12 protein-coding genes and 8 tRNA genes are annotated in these 14,938 nt (G+C 39.3%); 18 read left to right on the plus strand and 2 right to left on the minus strand.

Features of this window, described 5'->3' with window-relative positions; translation table 11 throughout:
* Nucleotides 1–3 precede the first annotated feature (3 nt).
* From HMPREF9189_RS03390 to HMPREF9189_RS03430, 9 genes are all read left to right on the plus strand, one after another.
* A tRNA-Met gene (locus tag HMPREF9189_RS03390) sits at nt 4–77 on the plus strand.
* Nucleotides 78–90: 13 nt separating this feature from the next.
* Nucleotides 91–164: transfer RNA gene (locus HMPREF9189_RS03395), tRNA-Ile, on the plus strand.
* A gap of 11 nt (nt 165–175) precedes the next feature.
* Nucleotides 176–265, plus strand: a tRNA-Ser gene (locus tag HMPREF9189_RS03400).
* An 11-nt stretch (nt 266–276) separates the two neighbouring features.
* Nucleotides 277–350 (plus strand) — tRNA-Met (locus tag HMPREF9189_RS03405).
* A 3-nt stretch (nt 351–353) separates the two neighbouring features.
* Nucleotides 354–426: transfer RNA gene (locus tag HMPREF9189_RS03410), tRNA-Phe, on the plus strand.
* A 16-nt stretch (nt 427–442) separates the two neighbouring features.
* A tRNA-Gly gene (locus HMPREF9189_RS03415) sits at nt 443–513 on the plus strand.
* Between the two features lie 33 nt (nt 514–546).
* Nucleotides 547–620: transfer RNA gene (locus HMPREF9189_RS03420), tRNA-Ile, on the plus strand.
* 6 nt (nt 621–626) lie between these two features.
* Nucleotides 627–714: transfer RNA gene (locus tag HMPREF9189_RS03425), tRNA-Ser, on the plus strand.
* A 141-nt stretch (nt 715–855) separates the two neighbouring features.
* Entirely contained in the window at nt 856–1,560 is a 705-nt protein-coding gene (locus HMPREF9189_RS03430; protein WP_000788481.1) for a hypothetical protein, read from the plus strand.
* Between the two features lie 103 nt (nt 1,561–1,663).
* Here HMPREF9189_RS03430 and birA read toward each other — a convergent pair whose 3' ends face one another.
* Both birA and HMPREF9189_RS03440 read right to left on the minus strand, forming a co-directional pair.
* The gene (gene birA, locus HMPREF9189_RS03435; RefSeq protein ID WP_000835309.1) at nt 1,664–2,602 is read right to left on the minus strand and encodes a bifunctional biotin--[acetyl-CoA-carboxylase] ligase/biotin operon repressor BirA; all 939 of its coding nucleotides are present in this window, start codon (nt 2,600–2,602) and stop codon (nt 1,664–1,666) included.
* Complete coding sequence (locus HMPREF9189_RS03440) at nt 2,599–3,459, minus strand: AraC family transcriptional regulator (RefSeq protein WP_000959986.1); 861 nt, start codon at nt 3,457–3,459, stop codon at nt 2,599–2,601. The genes birA and HMPREF9189_RS03440 overlap by 4 nt, the downstream gene beginning before the upstream one ends.
* A 107-nt stretch (nt 3,460–3,566) precedes the next feature.
* On the opposite strand from HMPREF9189_RS03440, the gene HMPREF9189_RS03445 reads away from it, so the two are divergent.
* From HMPREF9189_RS03445 to HMPREF9189_RS03485, 9 genes are all read left to right on the plus strand, one after another.
* On the plus strand, nt 3,567–5,729 hold the full coding sequence (locus HMPREF9189_RS03445; RefSeq protein ID WP_025168492.1) for an alpha-galactosidase: 2,163 nt from the start codon (nt 3,567–3,569) through the stop codon (nt 5,727–5,729).
* Between the two features lie 12 nt (nt 5,730–5,741).
* Nucleotides 5,742–6,992 (plus strand): extracellular solute-binding protein, encoded by a 1,251-nt coding sequence (locus HMPREF9189_RS03450; protein ID WP_001267890.1) that lies wholly within the window; start codon nt 5,742–5,744, stop codon nt 6,990–6,992.
* A gap of 18 nt (nt 6,993–7,010) precedes the next feature.
* Nucleotides 7,011–7,883 (plus strand): carbohydrate ABC transporter permease, encoded by an 873-nt coding sequence (locus HMPREF9189_RS03455; RefSeq protein ID WP_001007693.1) that lies wholly within the window; start codon nt 7,011–7,013, stop codon nt 7,881–7,883.
* Nucleotides 7,884–7,899: 16 nt separating this feature from the next.
* Entirely contained in the window at nt 7,900–8,733 is an 834-nt protein-coding gene (locus HMPREF9189_RS03460; protein ID WP_000711272.1) for a carbohydrate ABC transporter permease, read from the plus strand.
* A 201-nt stretch (nt 8,734–8,934) separates the two neighbouring features.
* On the plus strand, nt 8,935–10,377 hold the full coding sequence (gene gtfA, locus HMPREF9189_RS03465; protein ID WP_000155211.1) for a sucrose phosphorylase: 1,443 nt from the start codon (nt 8,935–8,937) through the stop codon (nt 10,375–10,377).
* A gap of 132 nt (nt 10,378–10,509) precedes the next feature.
* Nucleotides 10,510–11,703, plus strand: a complete 1,194-nt coding sequence (locus HMPREF9189_RS03470; protein ID WP_025168494.1) for an O-antigen ligase — start codon at nt 10,510–10,512, stop codon at nt 11,701–11,703.
* Nucleotides 11,704–11,846: 143 nt separating this feature from the next.
* Nucleotides 11,847–12,290, plus strand: coding sequence for a MarR family winged helix-turn-helix transcriptional regulator (locus HMPREF9189_RS03475; protein ID WP_000655225.1), 444 nt, complete (start codon nt 11,847–11,849; stop codon nt 12,288–12,290).
* 72 nt (nt 12,291–12,362) lie between these two features.
* The gene (locus HMPREF9189_RS03480; protein WP_000575233.1) at nt 12,363–13,091 is read left to right on the plus strand and encodes an ABC transporter ATP-binding protein; all 729 of its coding nucleotides are present in this window, start codon (nt 12,363–12,365) and stop codon (nt 13,089–13,091) included.
* Complete coding sequence (locus tag HMPREF9189_RS03485) at nt 13,084–14,604, plus strand: ABC transporter permease/substrate-binding protein (RefSeq protein WP_000182944.1); 1,521 nt, start codon at nt 13,084–13,086, stop codon at nt 14,602–14,604. The genes HMPREF9189_RS03480 and HMPREF9189_RS03485 overlap by 8 nt, the downstream gene beginning before the upstream one ends.
* Nucleotides 14,605–14,938: the final 334 nt, after the last annotated feature.

The following is a 14,938-nucleotide window of genomic DNA, read 5'->3' on the forward strand; positions in this document are numbered from 1 at the left end:
CATGGCGGTGTAGCTCAGCTGGCTAGAGCGTCCGGTTCATACCCGGGAGGTCGGGGGTTCGATCCCCTTCGCCGCTATATTGATCTTGTTGGACCTTTAGCTCAGCTGGTTAGAGCTCTCGGCTCATAACCGAGTGGTCGTAGGTTCAAGTCCTACAAGGTCCATTGTAAATAATGGAGGATTACCCAAGTCCGGCTGAAGGGAACGGTCTTGAAAACCGTCAGGCGTGTAAAAGCGTGCGTGGGTTCGAATCCCACATCCTCCTTTTTATATTAACGCGGGATGGAGCAGCTCGGTAGCTCGTCGGGCTCATAACCCGAAGGTCGTAGGTTCAAATCCTGCTCCCGCAATTTGGCTCGGTAGCTCAGTTGGTAGAGCAATGGATTGAAGCTCCATGTGTCGGCGGTTCGATTCCGTCTCGCGCCATATTTTGTTTTATTAAGCGGGTGTAGTTTAGTGGTAAAACTACAGCCTTCCAAGCTGTTGTCGCGAGTTCGATTCTCGTCACCCGCTTTGAACGAAAGTTCATACCAAGTTTTTGAACTTGGGCGCGTAGCTCAGGTGGTTAGAGCGCACGCCTGATAAGCGTGAGGTCGGTGGTTCGAGTCCACTCGTGCCCATTAATAGGAGAATTACTCAAGAGGCTGAAGAGGACGGTTTGCTAAATCGTTAGGTCGGGTAACCGGCGCGGGGGTTCGAATCCCCCATTCTCCGTACTTAGAGAGCTAGTAAGCTCTTTTTTTGTGTGTAGTTCTTTTAAAATAATAGTGAGTAAAAATTTTTAATATAGCAACAGCTTTGCTAGGTTTAGTGCTTTATTAGGAATAAAGATTTTGAAATATCAGGTGATTCTATATGAAAAATGGAGTAAAATTTCGTAGTATTTTTTATAGATTTATACTATTTATCTTTGTAGTATTTCTAACTGTGATTTCAATGATCTTAGATGCAAAAAAAGCGCAAATTCGCTTTTTTAACCTATCCTTGACTATCGGGAAAGAGGAGTTGAGGATTGTTACAGTTGTGGTTTTGCTCCTTACTTTTCTTTTATCTTTCATGTTCAAATGGAAATGTTCAATTCATAAAAAAGGGATTTATCTAAGAAAAATTGATTTATTTGTAGCTTTGGATGAGATTAGAGGTCTTAGCCATGTCTGGATCAATGAATATCATCGTGGACCTCATGGTTTCCTGTTCTATAATCGTAAGACGCTGGTTATTTATAGGAAAAATTACCAGCCGATTTGCCTTTATAATATTTCAATATTGGCCTTATATGTGGCTAAATGTTATCATCCAAAATTGAAAACCAATATAGTCTCAGCAACGTTGGCAAGTCTCTTCAATATGGCTTTAAATGCATGCTTCTTGTACGAGATGTTTAGTAAAAATTTGGTGAATATAAAAGCTGAAGTCTTTATGTTTTGGCTGCTTTTATATGCTGTTAAAGTTTTTGCGCTGCCATTGATTATGCTTGAATATGAGAATCACTGCTATGGAGCTTCTTTGGTACATAGCACGGCATATAAAAAGAATGCCTCAAAAGCTATCCACCTGTAAATTGTTGATAGGGAGTCGGCTATTTATATATCTGTTACTTTCTACATTCAAACAGCACTATATGCTTGCTAGATGAGGTTCTAGACACCATATAGTGCTGTTATTAAGTCCAGCTAGTGAGTGAGATTTCACCACTATTGAGCCAGATTTCTGTCTGGTCATCAAGCTGAATAAGGAGTTGTCCTTTGTCGGAGATGTCCTTGGCGACTCCTTTTTTTTTAGTCTGATCTTGGATAAAACTGACCTCTCTTCCTAGAACAAGAGAGTGTTCTTTATAAAGGTAGAGTAGTTCTTCGGGTGCTGTTTGGTAGAAACAACGCCAAATTTCTGAGATTAGTTCGTTTCGTGTGATAGGTGCAGGTGGCATAAATAGTCTACCTGCTTTTTCTTTTAGGCCTTCTGGGAAGTCTTCTATAGCAAAGTTTATTCCAAGTCCGATAATGACGTCTGTAACCAAGCCTGTCTCAACAGACGTCATAGCTTCGGTAAGGATACCTGCTATTTTTTTATTTTTAAAGTAGATGTCATTTACCCACTTGATATCGACTTCTATCATAGTTAGGTTTTTAATGGCTTTGTAGACTGCAGCAGCTACAAGGAGAGTATAGGATGGGAGCTTTTCGTAGTGAAGGTTTGGTTGAATATGCAGGGACATATAGATGCCTCCCTGAGATGGAGAATAGTAGGGACGTTGAAAGCGTCCACGACCTGCTGTTTGACAGGTTGAAAGATAGAGTGTATTTCCTTTGTTTCCAGCTTCAATTCCTTCTTTTGCATCTGTTTGGGTTGATTTGGTCTCAGGTTTGTAGTGAACGATTAAGTTGGTTTTCTTTTGAATCAAATCAGGCAATATCAGGTCGCCTTGAATAAGCTTGTATCCTCTATTTTTGATACTGTCAATTTCTAGGCCTTCTTGTTGAAGACGTTGAATCGCTTTCCATATGGATGTACGGCTTAAATTCAGTTCTTCTCCGATTTTTTCTCCGCTAACATAATCGTTTTCTCTAGCTAATATTTGGTAAACTAGTTGGTGTGATTTCATTGATTTTCCTTTCTAGCTAAGAGGGAGTGAGAGAGTTCTTTTCGAGTTTGACTCGGTGATTTATGAAAAAAATGTTTGTAGGCTTTTGAGAAATGTAGTGGATCTGAAAAACCCACTGAGTATGCAATGACTTTAATTGTTTCGTTGGTATGTTCTAGTAACTGTTGCGCACGATTCATTCGAACGAAAAGTAAATATTCTTTTGGCGAGAGTTGGTGAAATCCTTTAAACACACTAGTTAAGTAACTTCTATGAACTGATAGCTCTTTTGCTAAATCTTGAATGGTGAGCGATTGTGGATAGTGACTATCAATTAATCGTTTGCAGTCAAGATAGAGTTGGTGAGTTGATGAAATATTTTCTTTTTTCTGATTGGGAGCAATAGTTCCTAGATGAAACATTAGTTCATGGAGTTGTCCCATGATGTGGAGTTGAGCCAATTCATTTGATTTTGTAATCTGAGCGAAGCGGACAATATCTGAGATGAGTTTTGCAGTTGTTTGGGTATTACAGTGCTCTGATTGAATTAAGTAGGATTGGTCAGAAATTTGAGATAGAGCAAAGTAGTCAGGTGCCCTCCCTCCAGTAATTCCCAACCAGTAGTAAGCCCAAGGATCCTGGCTATCTGCTTGATAGAATGTTAATTCATCTGGTTTTAGTAAAAAGAAATCTCCTGTCTTTAAATCAACAATTTTCCCCTTATAATGGAATTGACCTTTTCCTTTAGTAATGTAATGTAGTACATAGGTATCTCGAATAGCTGGGCCAAAAGAGTAGTTAGGCGTGCATTCTTCATAACCGTAGAAGCTAAGAGAAAGATCAATTGTTCCAGTCTGGTATTCTGAAAAAACGAGCATGGGCCACCTCCTACCTAACATTTTACCATACTTTAGAGACATTTTTCTATTTTAGAAAGCGCTTTTATTTGCTAAAATTTTATCAAGAAATGGATGAGGTACAATTTATGGGAATTCGGATAGAGAATAATCTATTTTACGTTGAGAGTAAAGGTTTAAGTTTGATTATTGAAAATAGGGATGGGTTCTTATTATTAAAACATTTAGGAAAGACTATTAAGAACTATAGAGGGGCTAATAGTGTTTACGAACGCGATCATGCTTTTTCAGGTAATCCAACAGCTAATAATCGCACCTTTAGTTTGGATACGCAACGTCAAATTTTTGGACAACATGGTTTAGGTGATTTCAGAAGACCAACCTTACAGGTTCAGCATGATGCAACTGAGGTAACAGACTTTCGATTTGTAGAAGCAAAGATTTTAAAAGGTCAGAATGGTCCACAGGGCTTACCTTCTCCTCACAGCATGGATGATACAGAAACTCTTGCCTTGATTTTAAAAGATTTTAAGACTCAACTTAGTCTGACTTTGTATTATACTGCTTTTGATAATGATGCGACAATTGCTAGCTACAGTAAATTAGAGAATAATAGTAATCAGGAAGTTGTCATCCATAAAGATTTTTCTTTTATGGCTGATGTTCCAGCTGCGGATTACGAAATCGTAACTTTGCAGGGAGCTTATGCTCGTGAAAAGACTATCAGACGTCAACAGGTAGAACAAGGAATCTTTTCGATTAGTTCGAACCGTGGAGCTTCTGGTCATGCTCAAACACCAGCTCTTCTAATATGTGATCAAGGAGTCACAGAGGATGCTGGGAATGTGTTTGCTCTGCAACTACTGTATAGTGGAAACTTCGAAGCTTTTGTCCAAAAAAATCAACTGAATGAAGTTCGGGTGGCTATTGGCATTAATCCAGAAAACTTTTCTTGGAAGTTAGATCCTGAGGAAAATTTTGAAACACCGGTAGCTTTAGTGACCTATTCAGATCAAGGATTAACTGGTATTAGTCATGAAAGTCAGAATTTTGTACTTAAGCACATTATACCAAGTCAGTTTTCTAAAAAAGAACGTCCAATTCTAATCAATAACTGGGAAGCAACTTACTTTGACTTTCAGAGAGAAAAACTGTTAGAGTTGGCAGATGAGGCTAAGAAAGTTGGAGTTGAACTTTTTGTATTAGATGATGGGTGGTTTGGTAATCGCTTTGATGATAATCGGGCTTTAGGTGATTGGGTTGTTAATGAGAAAAAACTGGGTGGAAGTCTTGAAAGTCTGATTTCAGCTATCCATGACAGAGGTTTGCAGTTTGGTCTTTGGTTAGAACCGGAGATGATTTCTGTTGATAGCGACTTGTATCGCAAACATCCTGACTGGGCTATTCAGGTTCCAGGATATGAGCATACTTACTCTCGGAATCAATTAGTTCTTAATCTTGCCAATCCACAGGTAGTAGAATATCTGAAAAATGTTTTAGATGAACTCCTCTCTCATCATAAAATTGACTACATCAAATGGGATATGAACCGCAATATTACTAATCTGGGGAATGGTTCAGCCTACTTGGAAACCCAAATGCAGTCTCATCAGTATATGTTGGGGCTTTACGAACTCGTTTCTTATCTGACAGAGAAACACAGTCATATTCTCTTTGAGTCCTGCTCTGGTGGTGGTGGACGAAATGATCTTGGTATGATGCGCTATTTCCCACAAGTCTGGGCTAGTGATAATACTGATGCCATAGCACGTTTACCTATACAGTATGGATCATCTTATCTCTATCCAACCATTTCTATGGGAGCTCATGTGTCAGCTGTACCGAATCATCAGATGGGACGAATGACACCATTGGAAACTCGTGGTCATGTAGCAATGATGGGAAATCTTGGGTATGAGCTTGATTTGACAAGTTTATCAGATGATGAGAAAGCTGAGATTGCTAATCAGGTGAACTTGTATAAAGAATTGCGACCAGTAGTCCAGTTGGGAAAACAGTATAGGTTAATCAATCCCAATGCTGAATCCAATGAAGCAGCTGTACAATTTAACTATGGAAATCAAACGATTGTAACCTACGTTCGAGTCCTATCAGTTGTGGAAACAATAGAAACAACTTTAAAGTTAAAAGATTTGGATGAAGAGGGACGGTATGAATTACAGGAAAATGGTGTAGTTTACTCAGGTGCAGAACTCATGTATGCGGGTATTACTATGGGGCTTCCACAGGGAGATTATCTCAGCAGGCAGTTACATTTCATTAGAAGATAAGGAGATAGAATCATGAGATGGTATAAAAAGATGAGCTTAATTGCTACTACAGGACTCTGCCTTTTGGGACTGTCAGCCTGTAGTAGTCAAGAGAAGTCAGCTGATGGCAAGGTAACGATTGAGTTTTTTAACCAGAAGACCGAGATGGCAGATACCTTGCAAAGGATAGTGGATGATTTTGAAAAGGAACACCCTAATATTGATGTGAAGCTGACTACAGTACCTTCAGCTGGAATTGTGCTAAAGACTCGGATTTTATCAGGAGATGTTCCAGATATTATTAATATCTATCCTCAAAATATGGATTTTCAGGAGTGGGCGAAGGCAGGCTATTTTGCAGATATGACGGGAAAACCCTATCTTGAGAACATCAAGAATGACTATGCCGAAAAGTATGCAATCAATAACAAGATTTATAGTGTGCCATTAACAGCCAACCTTTATGGAATCTATTACAATAAAACGAAGTTTAAAGAATTAGGGCTTGAGGAACCGAAGACTTTTAAAGAGTTTCAAGAGATTGTTAAAAAGATAAAAGATAGTGGAAATTCTCCGTTTGCGGTTGCAGGCAATGAAGGCTGGACATTAAATGGTTACCACCAACTTTCTCTCATTACCCTTACGGGTAGTGGAGACGCGGCTAATAACTATCTTCGCTTTTCAAAACCAAACGCCATTTCTGCAGATGATGCTATTTTAAAAGCAGATGCGGAACGACTCGATTTATTAGCAGATAATGCTCAAGATGGTTGGCGTGGTGCCTCTTATAATGATGCGGTGGTAGCATTTTCGAGTGGAAAAGCCTTGATGATGCCACAAGGATCATGGGCATTAGCCGCAATTAATCAACAGGATCCAAAATTTGAGGTGGGGATGTTTGCCTTTCCTGGAGAAGAAGTAGGAAAAGAAGTCACTGTTGGTGCAGGGGACATGGCATTATCAACTTCAGCTACTACCAAACATCCGAAAGAAACCGAAGAATTTATCAGCTATATGACTAGTCCAAAAGCTATGCAGTTATACTATGATGTAGATGGATCACCAGTTGCGGTGAAAGGCATACAGGAAAAAGAAGATTCAGCGCTTGCAGCTATTTCTAAACTGGCTTTTACGGACAAGCATTATGTTTGGTTGGGCCAACGCTGGAACTCTGAAGAAGACTTTTTTAATCTAAGTGCAGGTTACCTGATGGATAAAAATCTGAAAAATATGGCAAACAATCTCAATGCTTTCTTTAATCCAATGAAGGCAGATTTGGACTAGAATAGGAGTTAAGATGATATGGCTATTCGAAAATTTTTAAATAAATACTGGGGTTGGACATTTTTGCTTATCCCGCTTGCTTTACAAGCTATCTTCTTTTACTTTCCAATGGTACAAGGCGCTTTCTATAGTTTGACTAACTGGACTGGATTGACCTATAATTATAAATTTGTTGGTTTAAATAACTACAAATTGCTGATGATTGATGGTAAATTCTTCACAGCCATAGCCTTTACTTTGATTTTAACTCTGGCATTGATTGTTGGTGAGATTACAATTGGGATGGTTGTGGCACGAGCCTTAAATTCGAAGATGAAGGGGCAGACCTTCTTTAGAGCTTGGTTCTTTTTCCCGGCTGTTTTGTCTGGTTTGACAGTTTCCTTGATTTTTAAACAATTTTTCAACTATGGTCTTCCAACGATTGGAAAAATTTTAGGAATTAGCTTTTTACAAGAGAGTCTATTGGGGACACCAGTCGGAGCGGTAGTGGCAACTATTTTTGTTCTTCTATGGCAAGGAGTAGCAATGCCAATCATTCTCTTTCTTGCTGGTCTTCAGAGTATTCCATCTGATATTTTAGAGGCTGCATCAATTGATGGTGCAACAAGTAAACAAACCTTTTGGAAGATTGAATTGCCATATTTATTGCCAACGATTTCTATGGTTTTTATTCTGGCTCTTAAGTCCGGTTTGACAGCCTTTGACCAGATTTTTGCCTTGACGAGTGGTGGTCCAAATAATGCTACAACGTCTCTTGGACTTTTAGTCTACAACTATGCTTTCAAGAGTAATCAATATGGATATGCGAATGCAATTGCCTTGATTTTATTCTTAATCATTGGAATTGTTTCTCTTATCCAAATCAAGCTATCAAAGAAATTTGAAATCTAATAGAGGAGTCCTACACATGAAAAAAGAAGAAAAATTGAATCAGTTTTGGAAATATGTCCTCTTGATAGTAGGTGGTATTCTTATACTTGTTCCTTTGTTGGTAACGGTTTTCAGTTCCTTCAAGACAACCAAGGATATCATGAATCATTTCTTTAGTTTGCCCAATCCTTTTACCTTAAGTAATTATGAACGATTAATTTCGGATGGGATTGGAGGCTATTTCTGGAATTCAGCTGTTATTACGGTGTTATCATTGATTGTAGTAGCTTTCTTTATACCAGCTGCAGCTTATTCCATTGCTCGAAACATGTCCAAGAAAAAAGCCTTTGCAATTATGTATTCGCTCTTGATTTTAGGAATATTTGTTCCATTTCAGGTGATTATGATTCCCATCACAGTTATGATGAGTAAACTCGGTCTGGCAAATATGTGGGGATTGGTATTACTCTATCTAACTTATGCAATTTCACAGACTCTCTTCTTGTATGTTGGTTATATAAAAATCAGTGTACCAGATAGTTTGGATGAAGCTGCGGAAATCGATGGGGCTGATCGTTTTACAACTTATCGTCGAATCATTTTTCCAATGCTGAAGCCCATGCATGCGACAACTTTGATTATCAATGCTCTCTGGTTCTGGAATGACTTTATGTTGCCACTGTTGATTCTGAATAAGGATTCAAAGATGTGGACTTTACCTCTCTTCCAATACAACTACCAAGGTCAATACTTCAATGACTATGGGCCAAGTTTTGCATCTTATATTGTTGGAATTGTAACGATAACCATTGTCTACCTCATCTTCCAAAAACATATCATTTCAGGAATGAGTAACGGGGCAGTGAAGTAAGAAAGTGCTTAGGGAATTTATAATTCCATACATAGACGAACGGTTCAGCTTGTTGACAATTCTATGTAGAAAACAAGAAAGTCGTACTTAGTTGCTTGCAGTTTAGTACGAGTTCAATGTGAACAAAAATCTAAAAATATCTTTCATTTACGAAGCCAGGTCATATAAGACTTGGCTTTCATCAGAAAAAGGAGAACATCTATGACCATTCAAAATAAAACTATGTTGATTACTTACTCAGATAGTCTTGGAAATAATCTTAAAGACTTATATGAGAATTTGGAAGAGCATTTTGGTGATGCTATTGGAGGAGTTCACCTTCTACCATTTTTCCCATCAACAGGTGATCGTGGATTTGCGCCAGTTGACTATGATGAAGTGGATTCAGCTTTTGGTGATTGGGAGGACGTTAAGCGTTTAGGTGAGAAATATTATCTTATGTTTGACTTTATGATTAATCATATTTCTCGTCAATCTAAGTATTATAGGGACTATCAAGAAAAACATGAAGCCAGTGAATTTAAAGATCTCTTTTTAAACTGGGATAAGTTTTGGCCAGAGAACCGTCCGACACAGTCTGACGTAGATTTAATCTACAAGCGTAAGGATCGTGCACCAAAGCAAGAGATTGTTTTTGCAGATGGTTCAGTAGAACATTTGTGGAATACCTTTGGTGAGGAACAAATTGATCTTGATGTGACCAAAGAAGTAACGATGGCATTCATCCGTAAGACCATTCAGCACCTGGCAAGTAATGGTTGTGATTTGATTCGTCTAGATGCCTTTGCTTATGCAGTGAAGAAATTGGATACCAATGATTTCTTTGTGGAACCAGATATTTGGGATTTATTGGACAAAGTTCGAGATATCGCTGCTGAGTATGTGACAGAGCTCTTACCTGAGATTCATGAACACTATTCGATTCAGTTTAAAATAGCGGACCATGATTACTATGTTTACGATTTTGCCCTTCCAATGGTGACCCTTTATACTCTTTACAGTTCCAGAACAGAGCGCTTGGCTAAGTGGTTAAAGATGAGCCCGATGAAGCAATTTACGACACTAGATACTCATGATGGAATTGGAGTGGTGGATGTCAAAGATATCCTGACTGATGAGGAAGTTGACTATGCTTCAAATGAGCTCTATAAGGTTGGAGCGAATGTCAAACGGAAGTACTCCAGTGCAGAGTATAACAATCTAGATATCTACCAAATCAATTCAACCTACTATTCTGCGCTTGGAGATGATGATGTCAAGTATTTCCTCGCTCGTTTGATTCAAGCTTTTGCTCCAGGCATTCCTCAGGTTTACTATGTGGGTCTATTAGCAGGAAAAAATGACTTGAAATTGTTAGAAGAAACCAAAGAAGGTCGAAATATTAATCGTCATTACTATAGCAACGAGGAAATAGCAGAAGAAGTTCAACGTCCTGTGGTGAAGTCTCTTCTCAATCTATTTTCTTTCCGTAATCAATCAGAGGCCTTTGACCTAGAAGGAACTATTGACGTTGAAACACCAACAGCTCACAGCATTGTAATCAAACGTCAAAATAAAGACAAGTCCGTAACAGCAGTAGCAGAAATTGATTTGCAAAGTCAAACCTATCAAGTATTGGAAAACGGCAGAAAAATTCAGTTCTAGTGCTATATTAATGAAAGAGTTTTTTTGTGGCGAAAACGTGTTCATTGTTCCCAAATGACAGAAAAAATGGTAGAATATAAAGATAGTTTAGCATTTATCTTCTGGAGAAATCCAGAACAGAAAGGATCCGTTTTGAAATCAATTGGATTACTGGATAAGATAAGAGGGCTTTCGAAAAAAGATTTCTTTTTGTATTTGATGATCATAAGTATCTTTTTACCTTTTTATTTGTTCTTAGCGCTCTTTGCTTTATATTTGATAGGTTTACTTGTTACTGGGGAGATGAAGGGAATTATCAAAGGATTAATCAAACATCCTGTACTTCTCTTTTTTATTGCCTATAGTAGTATCATCTCTATCGTCGCCAAGAACTGGCTTGGATTGGTTGCATCTTTACTGATGTTTCTCTTCCTCATTTTCTTTAGCTTCTACCAGAAACGTCTGACGCATGCTTTCTTTCGACTGATTCTGCAGACAATCTTGTTTGGTAGTGTGCTCTCTGCGGCTTTTGCTACTTTGGAGCATTTTCAAATTGTAAAGAAATTTAACTATGCCTTTCTTTCGCCCAATATGCAAGTATGGCACCAAAACCGTGCAGAGGTGACCTTCTTCAATCCTAACTACTATGGGATCATTTGTTGCTTCTGTATCATGATTGCCTTTTATCTCTTTACAACGACGAAGCTAAGATGGTTGAAAGTCTTTTGTGTGCTAGCAGGTTTTGTGAATCTATTTGGTTTGAATTTTACACAAAATAGAACAGCCTTTCCTGCCATCATCGCTGGTGCCATCATTTATCTCTTTACAACCATTAAAAACTGGCGTGCCTTCTGGCTCAGTATTGGAGTTTTCGGGATTGGCCTTTGTTTCCTCTTCTCAAGCGATTTGGGTGTCCGTATGGGAACACTAGATTCTTCAATGGAGGAGCGTGTTTCAATCTGGAATGCGGGTATGACTTTGTTTAAACAAAATCCGATCTGGGGTGAAGGACCACTGACCTATATGAATTCCTATCCGAGAATCCATGCTCCCTATCATGAACACGCGCACAGTCTTTACATTGATACCATTTTGAGTTATGGATTGATTGGAACAATTCTCTTATCCATTTCTTCGGTTATCCCAGTTCATATGATGATGGATATGAGCCAGGAGTCTGGTAAACGACCAATTATCGGTCTTTATCTGTCTTTCCTTACAGTAGTCGCTGTACATGGAATTTTTGACCTGGCTCTCTTCTGGATACAGTCAGGATTCATCTTCTTGCTGGTTATGTGCAGTCTACCACTGGAACATCGAACACTGGTGTCCGAAATGACAGATTAAGTTGATCAAGATTAGAGATCTTCTACTTTAGGTAGGAGGTCTTTTTTGTTGGTGGAAATTATTTCTAAATCGAAATAGTTGACAGATGGAACGAGAGGTGTTACAATGAAAATAATTCGATATAGAAATAAATTGGAGAGGTCATGAAAGATAGTCATTTAGTTGCCCATCATATTCGTTTGCTGAATGGGCGGATTTTTCAAAAGTTACTGAGTCAGGATCCGGAGGCTCTTTATCGAAGTGAGCAGGGCAAGATTCTCACTGTTTTATGGAATAGTGAAACTGGCTGTGCAACTGCGACAGATATTGCGCTGGCGACTGGTCTCACCAACAATACGCTTACGACTATGATTAAGAAACTTGAGGAGCAAAAGCTGATCACGATTAGTCCATGTGGGGTAGATAAGAGGAAGAAATATGTCAAGTTGACAGAGCGGGGTTGGTCCCAGAAAGAAGTGGGCCATCGTATCAGTCAAAAACTGGATGCTATTTTTTATAAAGGCTTCTCAGAGGAAGAAATTCGGCAGTTTGAAAGCTATCAGGAACGCATTTTAGACAATCTGAAAGAGAAGGAACATGAGGTTTAGAATGGGGTAAATTAGTTATTAAAAGTTTGGTAACTTGACCAATCGAGGAAAATTTTAAATTGAGGACAAAGAATGATTGAATACAAAAATGTGGCGCTACGCTATACAGAAAAAGATGTTTTGAGAGATGTCAATTTACGGATTGAGAATGGGGAGTTCATGGTTTTAGTTGGGCCTTCTGGGTCCGGTAAGACGACCATGATTAAGATGATTAACCGTCTTTTGGAACCCACTGATGGAAATATTTACATGGATGGCAAGCGCATCAAAGACTATAATGAGCGTGAACTTCGTCTTTCTACTGGTTATGTTTTACAGGCCATTGCTCTGTTTCCCAATCTAACGGTTGCAGAAAATATTGCTCTCATTCCTGAGATGAAGGGCTGGACTAAGGAAAAAATTGCGAAGAAAACAGAAGAGCTTTTAGCTAAAGTTGGCTTGCCAGTAGTTGAGTATGGGCATCGACTTCCGAGTGCATTATCTGGTGGAGAACAGCAACGGGTCGGGATTGTCCGTGCCATGATTGGTCAGCCTAAGATCCTCCTCATGGATGAGCCCTTTTCAGCTCTAGATGCAATTTCGAGAAAACAGTTGCAGGTTCTGACGAAAGAATTGCATAAAGAGTTTGGGATGACAACGATTTTTGTGACCCATGATACGGATGAGGCCTTGAAGTTGGCGGACCGTATTGCTGTCTTGCAGGATGGAGAGATTCGTCAGGTGGCGAATCCCGAGACGATTTTAAAAGCTCCTGCCACAGAATTTGTAGCAGACTTGTTTGGAGGTAGTGTTCATGACTAATTTAATTGCAACTTTTCAGGATCGTTTTAGTGATTGGTTGACAGCTCTATCTCAACATTTGCAGTTGTCACTTTTGACCTTGTTGCTGGCCATCTTTATAGCGATTCCCTTGGCTGTTTATCTTCGCTATCATGAGAAGCTGGCGGATTGGGTCTTACAGATTGCAGGGATTTTCCAGACCATCCCGTCTCTGGCCTTGTTGGGGCTCTTTATCCCCTTGATGGGAATTGGGACCTTACCAGCTTTGACAGCTCTTGTGATTTATGCGATTTTTCCGATTTTACAAAATACCATTACTGGGTTGAAGGGAATTGATCCAAGTCTGCAGGAGGCTGGGATTGCCTTTGGGATGACCAGATGGGAACGTCTCAAGAAGTTTGAAATTCCACTGGCCATGCCTGTTATCATGTCTGGGATTCGGACGGCAGCGGTCTTGATTATCGGTACAGCAACCTTGGCTGCCTTGATTGGTGCAGGGGGACTGGGTTCCTTTATCCTTTTGGGAATTGACCGTAATAATGCCAGTCTGATTTTGATTGGGGCCCTTTCTTCTGCAGTGCTTGCCATTGCCTTTAACTTCCTGCTAAAAGTGATGGAAAAAGCAAAATTGCGGACGATTTTCTCTGGTTTTGCCTTGGTGACCATATTACTCGGTCTGTCTTATAGTCCAGCTTTATTAGCTCAAAAAGAGAAAGAAAACTTGGTTATTGCTGGGAAATTAGGACCGGAACCAGAAATTTTGGCCAATATGTATAAACTCCTCATTGAAGAGAATACCAGTATGACTGCGACTGTTAAACCGAATTTTGGGAAAACAAGCTTCCTCTATGAAGCTTTGAAAAAGGACGATATTGACATCTATCCTGAATTTACAGGAACGGTGACTGAAAGTTTGCTTCAACCATCACCCAAGGTGGGTCATGAGCCAGAGCAGGTTTATCAGGTGGCGCGTGATGGCATTGCCAAGCAGGATCATCTGGCCTATCTCAAACCTATGTCTTATCAAAATACCTACGCTGTAGCTGTTCCGAAAAAGATTGCTCAAGAATATGGCTTGAAGACCATTTCGGACTTGAAAAAAGTGGAAGGGCAGTTGAAGGCAGGCTTTACACTTGAGTTTAATGACCGTGAAGATGGAAATAAAGGCTTGCAGTCAATGTATGGTCTCAATCTCAATGTGGCGACCATGGAGCCAGCCCTTCGCTATCAGGCAATTCAGTCAGGTGATATTCAAATCACGGATGCCTATTCGACCGATGCAGAGTTGGCGCGTTATGATTTGCAGGTCTTGGAGGATGACAAACAACTCTTCCCACCTTATCAAGGGGCTCCACTAATGAAAGAAGCTCTTCTCAAGAAACATCCTGAGTTGGAGACGGTTCTCAATAAATTGGCTGGTAAAATTACTGAAAGCCAGATGAGCCAGCTCAACTACCAAGTCGGTGTTGAAGGCAAGTCAGCAGAACAAGTAGCCAAGGAATTTCTGCAAGAACAAGGTTTCTTGAAGAAATAGCTTGAAAATGCTGAACTCAACTTCCTTAAACGACTATATAGAAGAATGCTCAGACAATCTTGTCTGGGCTTTTTGGGTGTCAGAATTAATGATTTTCATTTTTTAATGGAAAATAAGAGGAAATTTTTAGGATTTTCTAAAATTTTACTGTAAATACACTTGACTATTCAGAAATTAGGTGTATAATGTGTTGTGAACTACTTAACAAATAAGGATTTCCAGCTCATGTCGACTAAGGATGGAAATCTTGTGTATAGACAGTTCAGTAGATATATAATAGAGCGTTGCGTCCGAAAGTCTATCCAGACACGGCTCTTTAAAAACAAAAGGAGAA

The organism is Streptococcus sp. oral taxon 071 str. 73H25AP, assembly GCF_000146755.1.
GTDB lineage: Bacteria > Bacillota > Bacilli > Lactobacillales > Streptococcaceae > Streptococcus > Streptococcus oralis_T.

What these genes read in the sequence shown, in the direction of transcription:
- gtfA (WP_000155211.1), top strand. Translation starts at nt 8,935, where the DNA reads ATGACCATTCAAAATAAAACTATGTTGATTACTTACTCAGATAGTCTT.
- HMPREF9189_RS03475 (WP_000655225.1), top strand. Translation starts at nt 11,847, where the DNA reads ATGAAAGATAGTCATTTAGTTGCCCATCATATTCGTTTGCTGAATGGG.
- HMPREF9189_RS03430 (WP_000788481.1), top strand. Translation starts at nt 856, where the DNA reads ATGAAAAATGGAGTAAAATTTCGTAGTATTTTTTATAGATTTATACTA.
- birA (WP_000835309.1), bottom strand. Translation starts at nt 2,602, where the DNA reads ATGAAATCACACCAACTAGTTTACCAAATATTAGCTAGAGAAAACGAT.
- HMPREF9189_RS03445 (WP_025168492.1), top strand. Translation starts at nt 3,567, where the DNA reads ATGGGAATTCGGATAGAGAATAATCTATTTTACGTTGAGAGTAAAGGT.
- HMPREF9189_RS03485 (WP_000182944.1), top strand. Translation starts at nt 13,084, where the DNA reads ATGACTAATTTAATTGCAACTTTTCAGGATCGTTTTAGTGATTGGTTG.
- HMPREF9189_RS03450 (WP_001267890.1), top strand. Translation starts at nt 5,742, where the DNA reads ATGAGATGGTATAAAAAGATGAGCTTAATTGCTACTACAGGACTCTGC.
- HMPREF9189_RS03460 (WP_000711272.1), top strand. Translation starts at nt 7,900, where the DNA reads ATGAAAAAAGAAGAAAAATTGAATCAGTTTTGGAAATATGTCCTCTTG.
- HMPREF9189_RS03480 (WP_000575233.1), top strand. Translation starts at nt 12,363, where the DNA reads ATGATTGAATACAAAAATGTGGCGCTACGCTATACAGAAAAAGATGTT.
- HMPREF9189_RS03455 (WP_001007693.1), top strand. Translation starts at nt 7,011, where the DNA reads ATGGCTATTCGAAAATTTTTAAATAAATACTGGGGTTGGACATTTTTG.
- HMPREF9189_RS03440 (WP_000959986.1), bottom strand. Translation starts at nt 3,459, where the DNA reads ATGCTCGTTTTTTCAGAATACCAGACTGGAACAATTGATCTTTCTCTT.